The 18152-nt window shown below is 66.0% G+C and carries 20 protein-coding genes; 5 read left to right on the top strand and 15 right to left on the bottom strand.

The features are described from left to right. Positions 1-159: 159 nt before the first annotated feature. From B5M41_RS14975 to B5M41_RS14955, 5 genes are all read right to left on the bottom strand, one after another. Entirely contained in the window at positions 160-1449 is a 1290-nt protein-coding gene (locus B5M41_RS14975) for an RsmB/NOP family class I SAM-dependent RNA methyltransferase (protein WP_134648138.1), read from the bottom strand. Positions 1450-1522: 73 nt separating this feature from the next. Further along, a complete protein-coding gene (locus B5M41_RS14970) occupies positions 1523-1885 on the bottom strand; it encodes a septal ring lytic transglycosylase RlpA family protein (RefSeq protein ID WP_134648136.1) in 363 nt (120 codons plus the stop codon). A gap of 362 nt (positions 1886-2247) precedes the next feature. Then, on the bottom strand, positions 2248-3123 hold the full coding sequence (locus tag B5M41_RS14965) for an SDR family oxidoreductase (protein WP_134648134.1): 876 nt from the start codon (positions 3121-3123) through the stop codon (positions 2248-2250). Beyond that, positions 3120-4265, bottom strand: a complete 1146-nt coding sequence (gene queG / locus B5M41_RS14960; RefSeq protein WP_134648132.1) for a tRNA epoxyqueuosine(34) reductase QueG — start codon at positions 4263-4265, stop codon at positions 3120-3122. The genes B5M41_RS14965 and queG overlap by 4 nt, the downstream gene beginning before the upstream one ends. 10 nt (positions 4266-4275) lie before the next feature. Beyond that, positions 4276-4968: a glutathione S-transferase family protein gene (locus B5M41_RS14955; RefSeq protein WP_134648130.1), complete on the bottom strand. Its 693-nt coding sequence runs from the start codon at positions 4966-4968 to the stop codon at positions 4276-4278. 186 nt (positions 4969-5154) lie between these two features. Here B5M41_RS14955 and B5M41_RS14950 point away from each other — a divergent pair, with 186 nt between their 5' ends. Continuing rightward, a complete protein-coding gene (locus tag B5M41_RS14950; protein ID WP_134648128.1) occupies positions 5155-5961 on the top strand; it encodes an undecaprenyl-diphosphate phosphatase in 807 nt (268 codons plus the stop codon). Between the two features lie 39 nt (positions 5962-6000). Here the strand turns inward: B5M41_RS14950 and B5M41_RS14945 are convergent, their stop codons facing one another. The 7 genes from B5M41_RS14945 to dnaN form a co-directional block, all read right to left on the bottom strand. Further along, complete coding sequence (locus B5M41_RS14945) at positions 6001-6150, bottom strand: hypothetical protein (RefSeq protein WP_167718928.1); 150 nt, start codon at positions 6148-6150, stop codon at positions 6001-6003. 252 nt (positions 6151-6402) lie between these two features. Beyond that, on the bottom strand, positions 6403-7383 hold the full coding sequence (locus B5M41_RS14940; RefSeq protein WP_134648126.1) for a complex I NDUFA9 subunit family protein: 981 nt from the start codon (positions 7381-7383) through the stop codon (positions 6403-6405). A gap of 120 nt (positions 7384-7503) precedes the next feature. Continuing rightward, a complete protein-coding gene (locus B5M41_RS14935) occupies positions 7504-7791 on the bottom strand; it encodes a DUF1330 domain-containing protein (protein WP_134648124.1) in 288 nt (95 codons plus the stop codon). 213 nt (positions 7792-8004) lie between these two features. Continuing rightward, positions 8005-8703: an orotidine-5'-phosphate decarboxylase gene (gene pyrF / locus B5M41_RS14930; protein WP_167718925.1), complete on the bottom strand. Its 699-nt coding sequence runs from the start codon at positions 8701-8703 to the stop codon at positions 8005-8007. A 2-nt stretch (positions 8704-8705) separates the two neighbouring features. Then, on the bottom strand, positions 8706-9287 hold the full coding sequence (locus B5M41_RS14925) for a histidine phosphatase family protein (protein ID WP_134648120.1): 582 nt from the start codon (positions 9285-9287) through the stop codon (positions 8706-8708). A 9-nt stretch (positions 9288-9296) separates the two neighbouring features. Continuing rightward, positions 9297-9899, bottom strand: coding sequence for a phospholipid N-methyltransferase PmtA (pmtA, locus tag B5M41_RS14920; protein ID WP_134648238.1), 603 nt, complete (start codon positions 9897-9899; stop codon positions 9297-9299). A gap of 206 nt (positions 9900-10105) precedes the next feature. Next, positions 10106-11224 carry a DNA polymerase III subunit beta gene (dnaN, locus tag B5M41_RS14915; protein WP_134648118.1) on the bottom strand — a complete coding sequence of 373 codons (1119 nt, stop codon included), beginning with the start codon at positions 11222-11224 and terminating at the stop codon, positions 10106-10108. Positions 11225-11485: 261 nt separating this feature from the next. Between dnaN and rsmI the strand changes: the two genes are divergently transcribed. From rsmI to B5M41_RS14895, 4 genes are all read left to right on the top strand, one after another. Next, complete coding sequence (gene rsmI, locus B5M41_RS14910) at positions 11486-12385, top strand: 16S rRNA (cytidine(1402)-2'-O)-methyltransferase (protein WP_134648236.1); 900 nt, start codon at positions 11486-11488, stop codon at positions 12383-12385. Next, entirely contained in the window at positions 12375-12743 is a 369-nt protein-coding gene (locus B5M41_RS14905) for a YraN family protein (RefSeq protein ID WP_134648116.1), read from the top strand. The genes rsmI and B5M41_RS14905 overlap by 11 nt, the downstream gene beginning before the upstream one ends. 117 nt (positions 12744-12860) lie before the next feature. Then, positions 12861-13805 (top strand): glutathione synthase, encoded by a 945-nt coding sequence (gene gshB, locus B5M41_RS14900; protein ID WP_134648114.1) that lies wholly within the window; start codon positions 12861-12863, stop codon positions 13803-13805. Positions 13806-14004: 199 nt separating this feature from the next. After that, complete coding sequence (locus tag B5M41_RS14895) at positions 14005-15534, top strand: YifB family Mg chelatase-like AAA ATPase (RefSeq protein ID WP_134648234.1); 1530 nt, start codon at positions 14005-14007, stop codon at positions 15532-15534. A gap of 178 nt (positions 15535-15712) precedes the next feature. On the opposite strand, the gene B5M41_RS14890 is transcribed toward B5M41_RS14895, so the two are convergent. The 3 genes from B5M41_RS14890 to B5M41_RS14880 form a co-directional block, all read right to left on the bottom strand. Beyond that, positions 15713-16111 carry a VOC family protein gene (locus tag B5M41_RS14890; protein WP_134648112.1) on the bottom strand — a complete coding sequence of 133 codons (399 nt, stop codon included), beginning with the start codon at positions 16109-16111 and terminating at the stop codon, positions 15713-15715. Positions 16112-16170: 59 nt separating this feature from the next. Beyond that, positions 16171-17136 carry a cysteine synthase A gene (cysK, locus tag B5M41_RS14885; RefSeq protein WP_134648110.1) on the bottom strand — a complete coding sequence of 322 codons (966 nt, stop codon included), beginning with the start codon at positions 17134-17136 and terminating at the stop codon, positions 16171-16173. Between the two features lie 127 nt (positions 17137-17263). Next, positions 17264-17881 carry a LysE family translocator gene (locus tag B5M41_RS14880; protein ID WP_134648108.1) on the bottom strand — a complete coding sequence of 206 codons (618 nt, stop codon included), beginning with the start codon at positions 17879-17881 and terminating at the stop codon, positions 17264-17266. Between the last annotated feature and the right edge of the window lie 271 nt (positions 17882-18152).

Below are 18152 nucleotides of genomic sequence, written 5' to 3'. Positions count from 1 at the left end.
GACGCCGGGCAGCAGCCGATGGCCGCAGTCCGGACGGCCCTCAAAACCGGGGCCGGGTCTGTTCAGGCCTTGATGTCATGGACCAAATAAAAACTAGTGTCAAAGTGTATAGTTTAGAACGGTTTCAAGCTGTTCCGCGCTTTTGACACAACGCAATCTTCAGGGCTTGCGCGCCATGGCGCAGAAGAAGAAACCGTCCGTGTCGGTGGTCGCCGGGGTGAGCGTCACCGTCTTGCCGTCGCGCGAGCGCGGCTGCGGCTTGTCCTTGCCGAAAAGCGTGCTCCAGGTCTCGGTGGCCGGCAGGAGTTCGAAGCCGGGATGGTCCTGGCAAAAGGCGTGGACCTGCGCCTCGTTCTCCTGCGGCAGGATGGAACAGGTGACGTAGAACAGCAAACCGCCGGGGCGCACGAACACGCTGGCATTGGCAAGCGCCTCCCGCTGCTGGGCAAGGCGCTCCTCCAGGTTCTTTTCGGTGAGGCGCCACTTGGTATCGGGGCGGCGGCGCCAGGTGCCGGTGCCCGTGCACGGCGCATCGACCAGCACGCGGTCGAAACGGTCTTTCAGGGGCGCGAGGCTGGAAAGATCCTCGTGGACCTGCACATTGCGGGTGCCGGCGCGCTTCAGCCGCTCGATGATGGGCGCAAGGCGCTTGCGGTCCGTGTCATAGGCATGGACCTGGCCCTTGTTGTGCATGGCCGCCGCCATGGCGAGCGTCTTGCCGCCGCCGCCCGCGCAGAAATCGAGCACCTGCTCGCCTTCGCGCGGCACGACGAGATCGGCGACGATCTGCGAGCCCTCGTCCTGCACCTCGAACCAGCCCTTCTGGAAGGCGAGGTCGGCGGTGACGTTGGGCAGGCGCGAGGCGCCTTCGCCGGCAGGAATGCGGATGCCCTGGCGGGCGATGGCCGAGGCGACGGCGCCGTTGCGCTCCAGCGCCTTCAGAACCTTCTCGCGGTCCGCCTTGAGCGTGTTGGCGCGAAGGTCGAGCGTCGGCCGGCCGGCAAGCGCCTTGGCCTCGGCCAGCCAGTCGGCGGCAAAATTCGTCTCGAAGGCGGGCTGGATCCATTCGGGGATATCGCCCTGAACGTGGGGCGCGGCAGCGTCGAGATTGCGGGCGCGGAAGGCGGCGAGCTTTTCGGCGCCGAGAGGTTCCGGCGCGAAGCGGTCGCCATCGAACTCCGCCGCAAGGGTTTCGGGCGTGAGGCCCCACTGGCGCAGCAGCACGGCATGGCCCAGCGCGTTGGGGCTGTCATCGTCCATCAGATAGGCGTGCGACAGTTTCATGCGCAGCGCGTCATAGACGATATTGCCGATGGCGGCGCGGTCGCCGGAGCCGGCGAACCGGTGGGAGAGGCCCCAGTCCTTGAGCGCATCGGCGACGGGGCGTCGCCGCGTCTCGATATCCGTCAGAACCTCGATGGCTCCCGAGAGCCGCCCACCCAATCGCATCCGTTTACTCCGTTTTGCGTCGTGGTAGCGGCGGAATGCAGCAAGAGCAAGCCGGAGCCGGTAGAATTCGGGATCAGCCGATGACCTCGTAGCAGATCTTGGCATGGCCGGAGCGGATCATGCCGATGTTGGAAGCCGCCGCCTTGGAGAGATCGAGAACCCGGCCGCGGATGAACGGGCCGCGATCGTTGATGCGAACGACGACGCTCTTGCCGTTGTTGGCGTTGGTCACCTTGACCTTGGTGCCGAAGCGCAGGCTGCGATGCGCTGCCGTCATGAGGTTGGGGTTCATGCGCTCTCCCGAGGCGGTGCGCGAGTGCAGCGCATACCAGGAGGCGCGGCCACAACCGGCGGCCTGCGCATCGGAGAACGACACGAAGGAAGAGGAAGCGGCGACGAGCGCGGCGATGGCGATGCTGGAGAGCTTGGACGTCATATATCGGTGGACCTTCAGGGCAGGTTGTAGGCTTTCGCTGTGATTGGCGCCCTATGAGGAAGCAAAAATGGCAAAAACGTGCCTCAACCGGCCACACTTGCTGGCGCAAGCCCGCCGGATATACAGTCCATCGCCCGCGATGGATCTTTAACCTTCGTTAACGGGTTCGGAAAAGTTCTTTGGAATCAGTCGATAAACTGTTTCGACTTGAAAAGCGGAATGGTCTTCCGGCATTAGCGCAATTTTTCGGAAAAAACTTTCAATATCCGCCGGAATCGCACAGGAATTCGGCGGCAATAATGTGGCAGATAAATTTCAGGTTGCATGAAATCGCAAAAAGACGGCCTCGCCGTCTCCCGCCTTCAGCCGCGCCAGCGGCCGGAGGAATGGAGTTCGGCAAGCGAAACGCGGTAGTTCGGATATCGAAAACCGAAGCCCGCGGCGCGCAGTTTCGCATTCGAAACGCGCTTGTTCTCGCCGTAGAAAGACCGCGCCATGGGAGAAAGTTCCGCCGTCTCGAAAGGAATATCCGGCGGCACGGGATAGCCCATCAGGCGGGCGGCCTCGGCCACCACGTCCTGCGGCGGGCCCGGTTCGTCGTCGGTGATGTTCCAGATGCCGCCAAGGCTCCGTTCCGCGAGGAAGAGGGTTGCCCCGCCGATATCCTCGACGCGGATGCGGTTGAACACCTGGTCCTTCTTGATGAGGCGGCGGGCGGTTCCCTCCTCGATGTTGCGCAGCGCGTTGCGGCCCGGCCCGTAAATGCCCGAGAGGCGAAGCACCGCGACGGGAAGGCCGGAAGCCTGCCCGAAGGCGAGCCAGTGGTTTTCGGCCTCGACACGCTCGATGGAACGGGTGGAGACCGGGTTCAAGGGCGTGTCCTCGTCCACCCAGGCGCCCTTGTGATCGCCATAGACGCCGACGGTGGAGAGATAGCCGGCCCATGCCAGCTTCGGCATCAATGCGGAAAGCGCGGGACTTGCGGCACGAAACAACGGGTCGCCATCCCGGCCCGGCGCGATGGACTGCACGACATGCGTGGCGCGCGCCATGGCGGCGACGAGCGCAGCCGACAGGTCGTTGCCGTCATAGAGGACGGGTTCGATACCCAGCGCACGGAGGCTTTCCGCCTTCTCCTCGGAGCGGGTGGTGCCGGAAACCGTATAACCGGCCGCCCGGAAGGTTTCGCCGATGGCCTTGCCGGAAAACCCGGCGCCGAGGATCAGGAGGTGCTTCAACGCGCGTCTGCCTTTGCTCTCTCATATTCCGCGCGCACGTCCTCGTCCGCGTCCTCAACCCTTCCTGCCGCAAATCTTGCGAATTCGCCAGCATCCATCAGCCGCGACAGCGCCCATGCGGCCATGCCGCGCACCATGGGCGCCGCATCGTCGGCGAGACGGAGGCACGCAGCGATCAGGCCGCGGTCGCGCGAATTGCCGGCGGCGATCAGCGTGTTGCGCACGAAGCGGTCTCGCCCGATGCGCTTGACGGGCGAACCGGAGAAATGGCTGCGGAAGGCCGGATCATCGAGCGCAAGCAGATCCGCGATGGCGGGCGCCTTCAGCTCCTCGCGCGCCACGAGCTTCATCTCCGAGGCTGCCGCCGCGAACTTGTTCCACGGGCAGGCGGCGAGGCAATCGTCGCAGCCATAGATGCGGTTGCCGATCTTCTCGCGCATGTCGGGCGCAATCGTGCCCTTGTGCTCGATGGTGAGATAGGAAATGCAGCGCCGCGCGTCGAGCTTGTAGGGCGCGGGAAAGGCATCCGTCGGGCAGGCGTCGAGGCAGGCGCGACAGGAGCCGCAATGATCGCGCTCGGGTTCGTCGCGCAGAAGATCGGCGGTGGTGAAGAGGCTGCCGAGAAACAGCCAGGAGCCATGCGTGCGGCTGACGAGGTTGGTGTGCTTGCCCTGCCAGCCGAGGCCGGCGGCCGCCGCGAGCGGCTTTTCCATGACGGGTGCGGTATCGACGAAGACCTTGACGTCCTCTCCGCCGCGCGCGGCAAAGCGGGTCGCCACTTCCTTCAGCTTGCCCTTGATGATGTCGTGATAGTCGCGGTTTTGCGCATAGACCGAGATCGCCGCCCGGTCCGGCAGGCCGAGCACCTCGCGCGGATCGTGCGCCGGGCCGTAGTTCATGCCGAACAGCACGATGGAGCGCACGTCGCTCCACAGGACACGCGGATCGGCGCGGCGGGCCTGTGTCTCCGCCATCCAGTCCATGGTGCCGTGATAGTCGGCGGCGAGGAAATCGGCGAGCCGGGCAGGCGCTTGCGGAATGGAATCGGGTGCGGTGATGCGACAGAGGTCGAACCCCTTGTCGGCCGCTTCCGCCTTGATGAAATCGGTCAGGCGGCGCCGGATCTTCTCGTCGCCCGACATGATCAGGTCCTCAGAAATCCAGGTCCGCGTAATGCGAGACCGGCGTGACCCCGCGCACGCGCTCGGCCAGCAGCGGTCGGAAGGAGGGGCGCGATTTCAGCCGCTGATACCAGTCCTTGGCCTGCGGCGCCTCGGTCCAGTTGATCTCGCCCATATAGTCGAGAACCGAAAGACAGGCCGCGGCGGCAAGATCGGCATAGGAGAGACGGTCGCCGGCCAGATAGGTGCGCGAGCCGGCCAGCCAGGACAGGTATTTCATGTGCTGGCGGATATTGGCGCGCGAGTTGCGCAGGATCTTGCTGTCGGGCGGCCCGCCGCCCTGGTCCGATGTCATCTGGAGCTTGAAGATGCGCTCGCGCACCAGGGGACGCGTGACGTCCTGCTCCATCTTCTGCAGGAACCATTCCGTCAGGCGGCGGATCTCCGCGCGCTGGAAAGGGTCTTCCGCCAGCAGGCGACGGTCGCGCTTCAGGACGCCATGGGTCTCGTCGAGATATTCCGAGATGATGCTGGCGCCACAGAGCGCGCGCATGCTGTCATCGACATAGACGGGAAGCGTGCCGGCCGGGTTGAGCGCCAGGAAGTCGCGCCGGTTCTCCCAGGGTTGCTCCTCGGCGAGCTCCGTCTGGAACCCGTATTCCGCAAGGATGAGGCGGACGAAGCGGGAGGCGGCAGACATCGGGTGATGATAGAGTGTTGGCATGAACGCGGCTTTTACTCATCGTGCGGAAAGGAATGCGCCGGGCCCGCCGACTCATGCGGAACTGATTTGGCCACGGATTTGACGAACCTATAGAAATTTGGTGGTACAAACACAAGCGAATCGGGCCTCGTGCTGCAAGCCCGCTTTCGCTTCTCGCCTTTCCTCCCAAAGACTCAAGGAAGTTTCATGGCAGACCAGTCCATCGTCAGCGCCCTCATCCTCGGCCTCATCGAGGGCCTGACCGAATTCATCCCGGTGTCTTCGACCGCCCATATCCTGCTCGCCGGGCATTTCCTCGGCTTCAAGTCGCCGGGCAACACCTTCGCCGTGCTCATCCAGCTCGGCGCGATCCTGGCGATCCTGTCCGTCTACGCGGCGAAACTCTGGAAGGTCGCGGTCGCGCTGCCGTCGAGCCCGGAGGCGCGGCGCTTCGTCATCAGCGTCCTCGTGGCCTTCCTGCCGGCGGTCGTCATCGGCATGCTCGCGCATGATTTCATCAAGACGGTGCTGTTCGAAACGCCCATGCTGATCTGCATCGTGCTGATCATCGGCGGCGTCATCCTCTACGTCATCGACCGCATGCCGCTTCAGCCCCGCTATACGGATGCGATGAAGTACCCGCCGTCGCTCGCCTTCAAGATCGGCCTTTGCCAGTGCCTTGCCATGATCCCCGGCACGTCACGCTCGGGCGCCACCATTGCCGGCGCGCTGCTGATGGGCACCGACAAGCGCTCGGCGGCGGAATTCTCGTTCTTCCTGGCGATGCCGACCATGCTCGGCGCCTTCACGCTCGACCTCTACAAGAACCGCGACGCGCTGTCCTCCGACGACATCCTGATCATCGGCGTCGGCTTTATCGCCGCCTTCATCGCGGGCCTCTTCGTGGTGCGCTCGCTGCTCGACTTCGTGTCGCGCCGCGGCTTCACGATCTTCGCCATCTGGCGGATCATCGTGGGAACGCTGGGCCTGATCGCCCTTCTGATCTGGGGTTGAAAGACCGGCTTCGGCCGGTCGCTTCAGACGGGCCGAAGCTTACTTGACCGACGAGGTCGTGCAGGGGTCGACGCCATAGGCCGGCGTGCAGCCGTGCTTGCCGGCGGAGACCGTCGTGGGTGCGGCAAAGGATCCGGCCACGATGATCAGAGCCGAAAATCCGAAGAAGATTGCAATTGCCTTGCCCATTTGCGCCGAAAGCCTCTCGAGGTGCTGAAATACGCCGCACACTGCTTTCCTGCAGGACGCGACGGGGGCGGTGTTTATTCTCTGACCCTGACACAAGCAATATCGCGACATGCTGAATCCGGCGTAAATGCCGCCACGCTTTTTTTAACCGCTGCATAAGTGCAACAGCCGCCGCAAAGCCCCTTGCGCCAAACACAACGGCCGCCGCGCGAGACCTCGCACGGCGGCCGTTTTCATGGGGGAAAGGCAGGCTCAGGCGGTGCGGTCGAGGCGCGTGAACTGGCCCTGCTGGCGATAGCGAACGAGGTAGCTCGGCAGGATGGCTTCCACCAGCGCCGGCTCGATGCCGATGGCTTCCAGCGTGCGGCCCTCGCTGATGGCGGCCTGCGAGACGATGTTGTCGGAGCGCAGCAGCGTCACCTGGTCGGAGGTGAGCGGCGGCTTCACGAAGGGCACCAGCGAGGCGATGGAGCCGATCAGCGACGCGATGCCGAAGGGAAGCGAGACGAAGGGGTTCTTGCGGTCTGTCACGCGCAGCATGGTTTCGAGACACTGGCGGAAGGTCAGGACCTCCGGGCCGCCGAGTTCATAGATGCGGCCGCGGGCGATCGTGCCGTCGACGGAGCGTGCGACGGCTTCGGCGACATCGGCGACATAGACCGGCTGGAGCTTCGTGTGGCCGCCGCCGATCAACGGCAGGACGGGCGAGAAGCGCGCCATGGTGGCGAACTTGTTGAAGAAGCCGTCCTCGGGACCGAAGACGATGGACGGGCGCAGGATGACGGCATCCGGAACCGCGCGCAGCACGGCAGCCTCGCCGCGCGCCTTGGTGCGGGAATAGGTGGAGGCGGATTTTTCATCCGCACCGATGGCGGAGATGTGGGTCAGCGTCGCACCGGCCGCGCGGGTGGCCTCGGCGACGGCGCGCGCGCCGAAATCCTGCACCGCATCGAAGGTGTTGCGGCCGCTTTCCAGGAGCAGGCCGACGCAGTTGATGACATGGTCGGAGCCCGCCACGGCGCGGTCGACCGACTGCCGGTAGCGCAGGTTCGCCTGGACGAAGGAAATCTGCCCGACGCCACCCATCGGCTGAAGGAAGCCGGCGAGATCGGGACGGCGCACGGCGACGCGGATGCGGTAGCCGCGGCGCGCCAGCGCGCGCACCACATGACGCCCGACGAAGCCCGAGCCGCCGAAGACGGTGACGAGCGGCGGAAGGTTGGACAAGGTCATGAGGCTGCTCCTGAGAAATAGGATCGGTAGGTGAGGCCTACATAGCCCAAAGCATCGGCAAGGTGAAGCGCGGCGAAGCGTCTCGCGCGCCGGTTTTTCAGGCGTCGGCCCGCCGGATGCTCATATGCCCTCGACGACGACCATCTCCGCGTCCGCCACTTCCTGCCGGATGGCGGCGGCGATCTGGTATTCGGGCGAATTGTAGCAGTCGACGGCGGCCTGGAGCGAGGGGAACTCGATCACCACGTTGCGGGCGCGCACCTGGCCTTCCAGCGGCTCGAAAGCGCCGCCGCGGGCCAGGAAATTGGCGCCGTATTTCTCGAAGGCCGGCTTGGCGGCGGCGACATAATCCTTGTAGCGTTCGGCATCGCGCACATCGACCCGTGCAATCCAGTAACCCTTCGCCATGGTTTTCTCCCTTTTGATCGTTGAAGCCCGGCCGCCCCCCTCATCCGCCTGCCGGCATCTTCTCCCCGAGGGGAGAAGGGGACAAATGAGAGGTCGCCACCCTTCCTTCTCCTCACAGGGAGAAGGGCATTGTCGCCGACGTCTCGCTTCCCTTCTCCCCTCGGGGAGAAGGTGGCCCGAAGGGTCGGATGAGGGGGCCGCCTGTCCGTTATTTCACGCCGCCAGCGCGCCGTCCATCTCGGCGAGGATCGCCCGGGCGGCGGCAAGCGGATCGGCGGCCTTGACGATGGGGCGGGCGACGACGAGATGGCTGGAGCCGGCCTTCAGGGCATCGGCGGGCGTCATCACGCGCTTCTGGTCGCCAGGCTCGGCGCCGGCCGGGCGGATGCCGGGCGTGACGATGGCCATGTCCGCGCCGACGATCTTGCGCACGGCGCGCGCCTCCTCGGCGGAGCAGACCACGCCGCCCATGCCGGCGACGCGGGCCTGTTCGGCGCGGCGCAGCACCAGCGTGTGCGGATCGTATTCATAGCCGGCGTCGATGACGTCCTTGGCATCCATGGAGGTGAGCACGGTGACGCCGAGCAGGCAGAGATCCGAACCCTTCGTGGCGGCGACCGCGGCGGCCATCGCCTTCGGATAGGCATGCAGGGTCAGCATCGACATGCCCATCTTGACGATGTTCTCGACGCCCTTGGCCACCGTGTTGTCGATGTCGAGCAGTTTCATGTCGAGGAAGACCTTCTTGCCATCCCTGGCAAGATCGCGGGCGAATTCCAGGCCGCCGGCGAAGACCAGCTGGTAACCGATCTTGTAGAAGAGGGCGGTGTCGCCCAATGTCCTGACCACCCGTTCCGCCTCCGCGATGGTCGGTACATCGAGGCCAACGATCAGGCGGTCGCGCGCGGACATGGTCAAAACCCTTTCCAAGATTCCATTGCCGTCCAGTCGCATGTGACGGTGCGGTCCGCAAGCCGGAAAGCGAAAAGATTGCCGCCGCCGGCAGGCTGGTCCCGGTCGCGCGCGATCGGCCTGCCCTGGAGGTGGCATTTGAGCAGCGTGCCGACCCCGCCATGGCCGACGAAGGCGATGGGGGCGGAGGGATCGTGCCCGGCCAGCGCCCGCTCGACGGCCGCAACGATACGCGCCTGCGCATCCACCGCCCGCTCCCAGCCGTTGAAGCTCTCCGCAGGATGCGCAAAGAACCAGTTTGCGGCGTCCTCGAAGGCGTCGGGCGGCAGGTAGCCGGTGGCGGAACGGTCGTTCTCGCCCATGGCGTGGTCCGTCTCGATCGTGATGCGCCCGGCGGAGAGGATTTCGGCGGTCTCGATGGCCTTGCGCTCGGTGCTCGCGGCAAAGCGGCCGATCTCTCCCGCCCAGCCGGAGGAAGCCGCAAGCCGCGCCCTTTCCACGCCCCTTTCGGAAAGGCCCCAGTCCGGCACCGGCACGGCCGGGTCGATGGCAACCTGCGGATGGGTGATGTAGACGGCGAACACCGCAACACCTCAATGGGTGCGGCGGTAGGTCCACAGCTGCGCCGGCGGGATGTTGCGCACGACGAAGTCGAGATGGCTGATCTGGTAGCGGTCCGGCATGGCGACGACGGGGGAAAGCGGCCCGTAGGAAATCTGCACGACCGGCCGGCCGATGGGGATGCGCGACAGGAGGTCCTCGATCAGCTCGACGCGGCGGTGCATGGGGAAGTTGAGCAGCGGCACGGCGGAAATGACGCTGTCGAAGGTCATGTCCTTGAGATCGCCGAGCGTCTTGTCGAGATCGAAGGCATCGCCGTTGATGAAGTTGACGCCGTGGAAGCGTTCGACGAGGTGATTGTAGAAATCCGTCGAGAATTCCACGGAAACCAGCTTGTCCGGGGCGATGCCCGCGCCGAGGATCGCCTTGGTGATGACGCCGGTGCCCGGGCCGAGCTCGAGGACCGGAAGGCCGGAGGCGGGGTTGACGACGCTCGCCATCCGCCGGGCGGTGACGGAAGAGGTCGGGATGATCGCGCCGACCGCCTTGGTGTTGCTCACCCAGCCCTTGAAGAAACGGATCTCGTCATCGAATTTCTTGCCGAAGCGTTCCTTCACCTTCATGCGCAGCGTCATGTCGTTCCCCTTCATGGTTCATCCGCAAGCCGCTGGCGGGTTGTGCCCCCTCGACTCATCGGCCCGGCGAATATGCGACGCGGTTTGCGTCAAAAACAAGTCTGATTGCGTCGCTGTCAGGCGTTTCCGGTCAGCGACCGGGTAAAAAAGAACCCGCCGGCGGCCGGCGGGTTCCTGAACGGTTTACCCAAGCCGCGAGACCGGCCCTAGACGCGCATCGGCATCAGAACATAAAGCGCGTCGTCGCCGGCGAGATCACGCACGAGCGTCGGCGAGCCCGGATCGGCCAGCATGAACACGGCTTCCGAGCCCGAAAGCTGCGCGGTGATGTCGAGCAGGTACTTCGCGTTGAAGCCGATTTCGAGCGGATCGTTGTCGTAGCCGACGGGCAGTTCTTCCGTCGCACTTCCGGAATCAGGGTTGTTGACGGTGAGCGTCAGCTGCCCCTCGGCCAGCGCCAGCTTCACGGCGCGGCCGCGTTCCGACGAGATGGTGGAGACGCGGTCGACGGCCTGCGCGAAGGACTGGCAGTCGATCTTCAGTTCCTTGTCGTTGTTCGTCGGGATCACGCGCTGGTAATCCGGGAAGGTGCCGTCGATCAGCTTGGAGGTCAGCACGATGGAGCCGATGGTGAAGCGGATCTTCGCATCCGACACCTCGACGGTGACAACGAGCTCGGGATTGTCCACCAGCTTCTGCAACTCGCCGACCGTCTTGCGCGGGATGATGATGCCCGGCATGCCCTCGGAGCCCGAAGGCGCTTCCACGTCGGCGCGCGCCAGGCGATGGCCGTCGGTGGCGACCGCGCGCAGCTTCAGCTGGCCTTCGCTCTCGATCGTGTGGATGAAGATACCGTTGAGGTAATAGCGGGTCTCTTCGGTCGAGATCGCGAACTGCGTGCGATCGATCAGCATCTTGAGGTCCGTCGCCTTGAGGCGGAACGTGTGCGAGAAGCTGCCGGCGGTGAGATCGGGGAAGTCGGACTGCGGCAGGCACTGCAGCGAGAATTTCGAGCGGCCCGACGTGACCGACATGGACGAGCCGTCGGCATTGGTGGCGAGCGCGACTTCCGAACCGTCGGAAAGCTTGCGCACGATATCGTAGAGAAGGTGGGCCGGAACGGTCGTGGCGCCGGCCTGGTCGACCTGCGCGGGCGTCGCCTCGGTGATCTCGAGGTCGAGGTCCGTCGCCTTCATGTCGAGGCTGGCGCCGTCGCAGCGCAGCAGAACGTTCGAGAGGATCGGGATCGTGTTGCGCCGCTCGACCACGCGATGAACGTGGTTCAACGACTTCAGGAGATTGGACCGCTCGAGAGTAATGCGCATGAACTGTACCGCTTTCGACCGCTGGCACGCCGGAAACCGGCGCGGCATTGCCTTGAAATTCCGGCCAGGCCGGAAAGATGGGACGGGCAAAATGGCAGAATTTCGCGACGGATTGCAAGTGCTAACGGTGCGCGACACGCGATAGTCAACCGTCGTCTCTTGCGAGCGTGCCGGTGCTCGACCATAAGGGGTGGAATGCACGGCCGTTCACGCGGCCGGAAAGGCGTGGGATCGATGCGGGACGAAAGCGTGGCAAGCGGGATGGGCGAAGGCGGCAGGACGTTCCGCCTGCACAATGCCGTGGTGCCCGCCCGGCCGCTGGAGCCGGCGCTCTATCTCGTGGCGACGCCCATCGGCAACCTCTCCGATATCACGCTGCGGGCGCTCGAAACGCTGGCCGGCGCCGATGTGCTGGCCTGCGAGGACACGCGCGTCACCCGCGTGCTGCTCGACCGCTACGGCATCGTCAACCGGCCCTACGCCTACCACGAATACAATGCCGACGAGGTCGGCCCGCGCCTGATCGCGGCACTGGAGGCCGGCAAGTCCGTCGCGCTGGTGTCGGATGCCGGCACGCCGCTCGTTTCCGACCCCGGTTATCGCCTCGCATTGCTCGCCATCGAGGCCGGTCACCGCGTCGTGCCCATTCCCGGCGCTTCGGCGCCGCTCGCCGCCCTTGTCGGCGCGGGTCTTCCGAACGACGCCTTCTTCTTCGCCGGGTTCCTGCCGTCGAAGGACAAGGCCCGGCGCGACCGGCTGGCCGAGCTTGCCGGCGTTCCCGCCACGCTTCTCTTCTTCGAATCGCCCCATCGCATCGCCGCCACGCTGGTGTCCGCGGCCGATGTGCTGGGCGAAAGCCGGCCGGCCTGCGTCTGCCGCGAACTGACCAAGACCTTCGAGGAATTCCGCCGTGGGACGCTCGGCGAGCTCGCGGCGCATTATGCCGAGGCCAGCGCGGTCAAGGGCGAGATCGTGCTGGTCATCGGCCCGCCGGGCGAGGCGGCCGCACCCGAGGCGGAAGACGTCGACCGCCTGCTCGCAAAGCTTGTCCGCGACATGCCGGCCGGCAAGGCGGCGACCGAGGCGGCCCGCCAGACAGGCCTGCCGCGGCGCGATCTCTACCAGCGCCTGCTCGACCTGAAGGACGGCGATGCGCGATAGGCCGGCGGATCCGAACCGGCTCAAGGCCTTCCGCCGCGGGCACGTCTCGGAATATCTCGCCGCGCTCTATCTTCTCGCCAAGGGCTATCGCATCCGCGCGATCCGCTACCGCACCAAGGCCGGCGAGATCGACATCATCGCCCGGCGCGGCGATCTGGTGGTCTGCGTGGAGGTCAAGGCGCGCCGCGATGCGGACAGCGCCGTCTTCGCGGTGACCGGCACGGCCCAGCGCCGCATCCGCGCGGCGAGCGAAGTCTGGCTCGCCCGCCAGCCCGACGCCCACCGTATTTCCCTGCGCTACGACATCGTCGCGGTGCGGCCATGGCGGCTGCCACGGCATTTCGTGGATGCGTTCTGACGGGAAAGAGCCCTGAAGTCTGTCCGGGCGACGCCACCGCGGATTTCGCCTCCGGCCGGCGTTGTCTTCGCGCCCGGGGCGTCCTAAATGTGAGCGGCATTTCTGAGGGGACTTTTCATGGCTAAGATCAAGAACGTCGCGGTCCAGATGGACCATGTGTCGACCATCAGCATCGCCGGCGATTCCACCTTCGCCATGAGCCTCGAGGCGCAGGCCCGCGGCTACAGGCTCTTTCACTACACGCCCGACCGGCTGAGCCTGCGGGACGGGAAGGTCTATGCGAGCGTCGAGCCGATGGAACTGCGCGACATCAAGGGCGACCACTATACGCTGGGCGAGGCCGAGCGCGTCGATCTCTCGACCATGGACGTGGTTCTGCTGCGCCAGGATCCGCCCTTCGACATGTCCTATATCACCTCCACGCACCTGCTCGAGCGGATCCATCCGAAGACGCTCGTCGTCAATGACCCGGCCTGGGTGCGCAATTCGCCGGAGAAGATCTTCGTCACCGAATTCGCCGACCTGATGCCCAAGACCCTGATCACCCGCGATCCCGCCGAGATCCGCCGCTTCCGTGACGAGATGGGCGACATGATCCTCAAGCCGCTCTATGGCAATGGCGGCGCCGGTGTCTTCCATTCGACCAAGGACGACCGCAACCTGTCGTCGCTGCTCGAAATGTTCGGCCAGATGTTCCGCGAGCCCTTCATCGCCCAGCAATATCTGCCCGACGTTCGCAAGGGCGACAAGCGCATCATCCTTGTCGATGGCGAGCCGGTGGGTGCGATCAACCGCGTGCCGGCCGAGCACGATGCCCGCTCCAACATGCATGCCGGCGGCCGCCCGGAGCCGACGGAACTGACGGGGCGCGAAAGGGAAATCTGCGCCCGCATCGGCCCTGCGCTGCGCGAGCGCGGCTTCCTGCTCGTGGGCATCGACGTCATCGGCGACTACATGACCGAGATCAACGTCACCTCGCCGACGGGGTTGCGCGAGGTGAAGAAGTTCGGCGGCGCCGACATCGCGGCCCTGTTGTGGGACGCCATCGAAAGCAAACGCTGACGCCGGCGGCGGGGCCCGCGGTTCGCCGCCGCCCCGCCTTTGTTCCGCCGATACAACCGCATGCAACCGATGCGCGGATAATTCTCGCCGAAGTTCTATAGTTGTTCTTGTTTCATTCCGCATTCCATGCCAGATTTGCAGCTGCAACCCTGGGGCGGGTTTGATGGTCCGTTTTCGGCTGGAGCGAGCGGGGGCAGTCATGGTGGCGCGTGTCGGGACAATAGCGTTTCGGGGCATCGAGGGCGTGCCTGTCGATGTGCAGGTGATGGTCGCGCCGGGCAAGGTGGGCATGCAGATCGTCGGCCTCGCCGACAAGGCGGTCGCCGAAAGCCGCGAGCGGGTGCAGGCCGCTCTGCACGCCTCCGGCCTCTCGCTGCCGCCCAAGCGGGTCACGATCAACCTTGCCCCGGCCGACCTGCCCAAGGAGGGCAGCCACTACGACCTCGCCATTGCGCTCGGCCTGATGACGGCGCTCGGGGCGGTGCCGGGCGATGCGCTGGATGATTATCTCGTCATCGGCGAACTCAATCTCGACGGCACGATCGCGCCGGTTGCCGGTGCGCTTCCCGCAGCCATGGCGGCCAACGCCCTGGGCAGAGGCCTGATCTGCCCGGCGGAAAACGGCGCGGAAGCCGCCTGGGCCGGCGGCGGTCTCGATATTCTGGCGCCCCGCAGCCTGATCGCGCTTGCCAATCATTTCAAGGGCAGCCAGGTCCTGTCGCGCCCGGCGCCGGCCATTCGCGCCGCTGCCGCCGGCCTGCCGGATCTTGCCGATATCCGCGGGCAGGAAAGCGCCAAGCGCGCGCTGGAAGTGGCGGCGGCGGGCAACCACAACCTGCTGATGGTCGGGCCGCCCGGCTCGGGCAAGTCCATGCTCGCCGCGCGGCTGGCCGCCATCCTGCCGCCGCTCTCGCCGGCGGAGCTGCTCGACGTCTCGATGATCCATTCCATCGCCGGCCAGCTTTCCGGAGGGCGCCTGTCGGATCGGCGCCCGTTCCGCACGCCGCATCATTCCGCCACCATGGCGGCCCTTGTGGGCGGCGGATCGCGGGCAAGGCCCGGTGAGGTGTCGCTCGCGCACAACGGCGTGCTGTTCCTTGACGAGCTGCCGGAATTCTCGCCGCAGGCGCTCGATGCCTTGCGCCAGCCGCTGGAGACGGGCGAATGCATCATCGCGCGGGCCAACCACCGCGTCAGCTATCCCGCGGCCTTCCAGCTCGTCGCGGCGATGAATCCCTGCCGCTGCGGCATGGCGGGCGAGCCGGGACGCAGCTGCGCGCGCGGGCCGCGCTGCATGAGCGAGTATCAGGCCCGCGTTTCCGGCCCGTTCATGGACCGCATCGATATCCGCATCGATGTGCCGGCGGTGTCGGCGAGCGATCTCATCCGCCCCGTGGCCACCGAGCCGAGCGAGGCGGTTGCCCGGCGCGTCGCGACCGCGCGCGCCCTGCAGGTCGACCGGTTCGCCCGTCTGGGCATGCCCCGGGTGACCAGCAATGCCCGCGCCTCCACCGCCCTCGTCGAACGCATGGCCGAGCCCGATCCGGCGGGCCTCCAGCTGTTGCGGGATGCGGCGGAGAAGATGCGGTTTTCCGCGCGTGGCTATCATCGTGTGCTCAAGGTCGCCCGCACGCTGGCCGATCTCGACGAAGCCGCGATCGTCGGACGGATCCATCTGGCGGAAGCCATTTCCTATCGCATCGTGGGAGAGCGGATGGTCGCGGCCTAAAGCATTTCCAGCCGAAGCGAAGTCGCTTCGGCGTCGGATAATGCGGCAAAAACAGGAATCTGGAGCATGTCCGGTGAACCGGAGTTCACCGGAAATGCTCTAGCGCCGGGCCCGCGACTGGCGGCGTGAACGGGAGATGGCACGCGATATCGAGCGGGTCATGCGGCGTGCCGTGGCGTCACGCCGGCCACTTGAAGACGGCTTCGATCCGGTGCCCGTCCGGGTCGATGACGAAGGCGGCATAATAGTCCGGGCCATACTGCGCCCGAAGCCCGGGTGCCCCGTTGTCGGTGCCGCCGGCCGCCAGTGCGGCGGCGTGGAAACGGTCCACGGCCGCGCGGCTCGACGCGGCGAAGGCGATGTGGAAGCCCGGTCCGGGAGGATGCGCAGCGACGCCAAGTTCCTTGATGGCGAGCTTATCGCCACCGCCCGGGAGACCGTAGCCCACAGCCTGTCCGGGCTCACCCGGCCGGATGTCGGACCAGACGCGTGCATAGCCGAGCGCCGCCATCGCGGCGTCGTAGAACACGACGGCCCGGTCCAGGCTGTGAACGCCGAGGGAAAGATGGTGGAGCATGGCAGAGCCCGCCTGTTGCGGAAGGCCCACCGCGGTTGTGGCGGCGGGCCCATCCTCTGTCAGGCGAGGCCTTCGAAGAGCGCGGTCGAGAGATAGCGTTCCGCAAAGGACGGGATGATGACGACGATCGTCTTGCCAGCATTTTCCGGGCGGCTGCCCACCTTGGCGGCGGCCGTAAGAGCCGCACCCGAGGAGATGCCGACCGGAACGCCTTCGAGGCGCGCCACCAGGCGGGCATTCTGGAAGGCCTCGTCATTGGTCACGGTCACGACCTCGTCGTAGACCGACTTGTCGAGGATCGCGGGGGCGAAGCCCGCGCCGATGCCCTGGATCTTGTGCGGGCCGGGATTGCCGCCTGATAGCACCGGGCTGTCGGCCGGCTCGACGGCGACGACCTTGAAGCCGGGCTTCCTGGCTTTCAGCACCTGGCCGACACCGGTGATCGTGCCGCCGGTGCCGATGCCGGACACGAGGATGTCGACGGCGCCGTCGGTGTCGTTCCAGATTTCCTCGGCCGTCGTCTTGCGGTGGATGTCCGGGTTGGCCGGGTTCTCGAACTGTTGCGGGATGACGGCGCCGGGAATGGTGCTCGCCAGCTCCTCGGCCATGGCGATCGCGCCCTTCATGCCCTTGGGCCCCTCGGTCAGCACGAGCTCGGCGCCGAGCAGGGCGAGCATCTTGCGGCGCTCGACCGACATGGTCTCGGGCATGGTGAGGATGAGACGATAGCCCTTGGCGGCCGCCGCGAAGGCCAGCGCGATGCCGGTATTGCCCGATGTCGGCTCGACCAGCGTCGACTGGCCGGGCGTGATCTTGCCCTGCGCTTCCAGCGATTCGATCATCGCCACGCCGATACGGTCCTTCACCGAGGCGATCGGATTGAAGAATTCGAGCTTGCCGAGAAGATGGGCGACGACGCCGTTTGCCTTGGCGAACTTGTCGAGCCGCACAAGGGGTGTGTCGCCGATCGTCTCGGTGATGGATGCATAGACGCGGCCGCGGCCGGGTTTGCGGGTGTCGCTCATCGGGTACCTCCTGGTTCTCGTTGACGGGAATGTAGGAGGGAATGGGCCTTTAGACGAGTCCGGATTTCGCGGCAAAAGCGCCGGTTGTGGAATAATCGGGTCGTTCCGCTGCGAAAGCCCGCTCCCGTCAGGCCGCCCTCGTCGCGATATAGGCCGCCGTGCCGGCAAGAACGCTCGCCGCGACGCGGTTCAGCCTTTGCAGGGCCTTGGGCTGCCTGAGAAGCAGCCGGGCGCGCGAGGCGAGCGCGATATAGGGAATGAGCACGGCGAGAAGCACGATGAAGGTCGCAGCCAGCAGCAGGCCGTAGTCCGCAAGGCCGACGGCGTTGAGGTCGACGAGCGTCGGCACGAGCGCCACGTAGAACAGCATCGTCTTGGGATTGCCGAGCGTCACGAGCAGGCCGGAAAGGAAGGCCGCGCCGTTGCTCGTGGTGCGGCGGGCCTCGATATCCTGCGGCAGGAGCCCGGTGGTCCACAGCTTCCAGGCGATATAGCCGAGATAGAGCGCACCGGCGATCTTGATGACCATGAAGGCCGTGGTGAAGGTCTGCGCGATGAAGGCGAGGCCGAGGATGACGGCCGTCAGATAGACCATGTCGCCGAGGATGAGCCCGAGCCCCATGAAGAAGGTCGGCCGGAAACCGGAACCGAGCGCACGCGCCACGATGGCCGTGATGCCGGGGCCGGGAATGATGGCGGCGATGAAGAGCGCGCCGGAATAGGCGAGAAGAACGGCAAGCGACATGGAGAGCTCCTTGATCGGCTCCTCTTACGCCCGACGCCGTTTTCCGGCAATGGGTCGCGCGCTCGCTGATCCGTCATCTGAACGCGCGAAAACGGCGCGTGAAAGCCGGCGGGACCGGTTCATTCGGCCCGGGCAAGGCGGTATCGCGGCGCCTGCATTCGCGTCAACGGCGGGCCACGGCCGGCGGCGGCACTTGTCACCGGGACAAGGGCCCTCCTTGCGATGGCCGCAGCCGCGGCGTAGGCTTTAGGGGCGCATCAGGGAGAAACGT

This window comes from Shinella sumterensis (genome assembly GCF_004514425.2).
In the GTDB taxonomy this organism is placed as follows: Bacteria; Pseudomonadota; Alphaproteobacteria; order Rhizobiales; family Rhizobiaceae; genus Shinella; species Shinella sumterensis.
The sequence above is the reverse complement of the archived record's forward strand: the minus strand, read 5'-3'. Positions and strand labels throughout refer to the sequence as shown.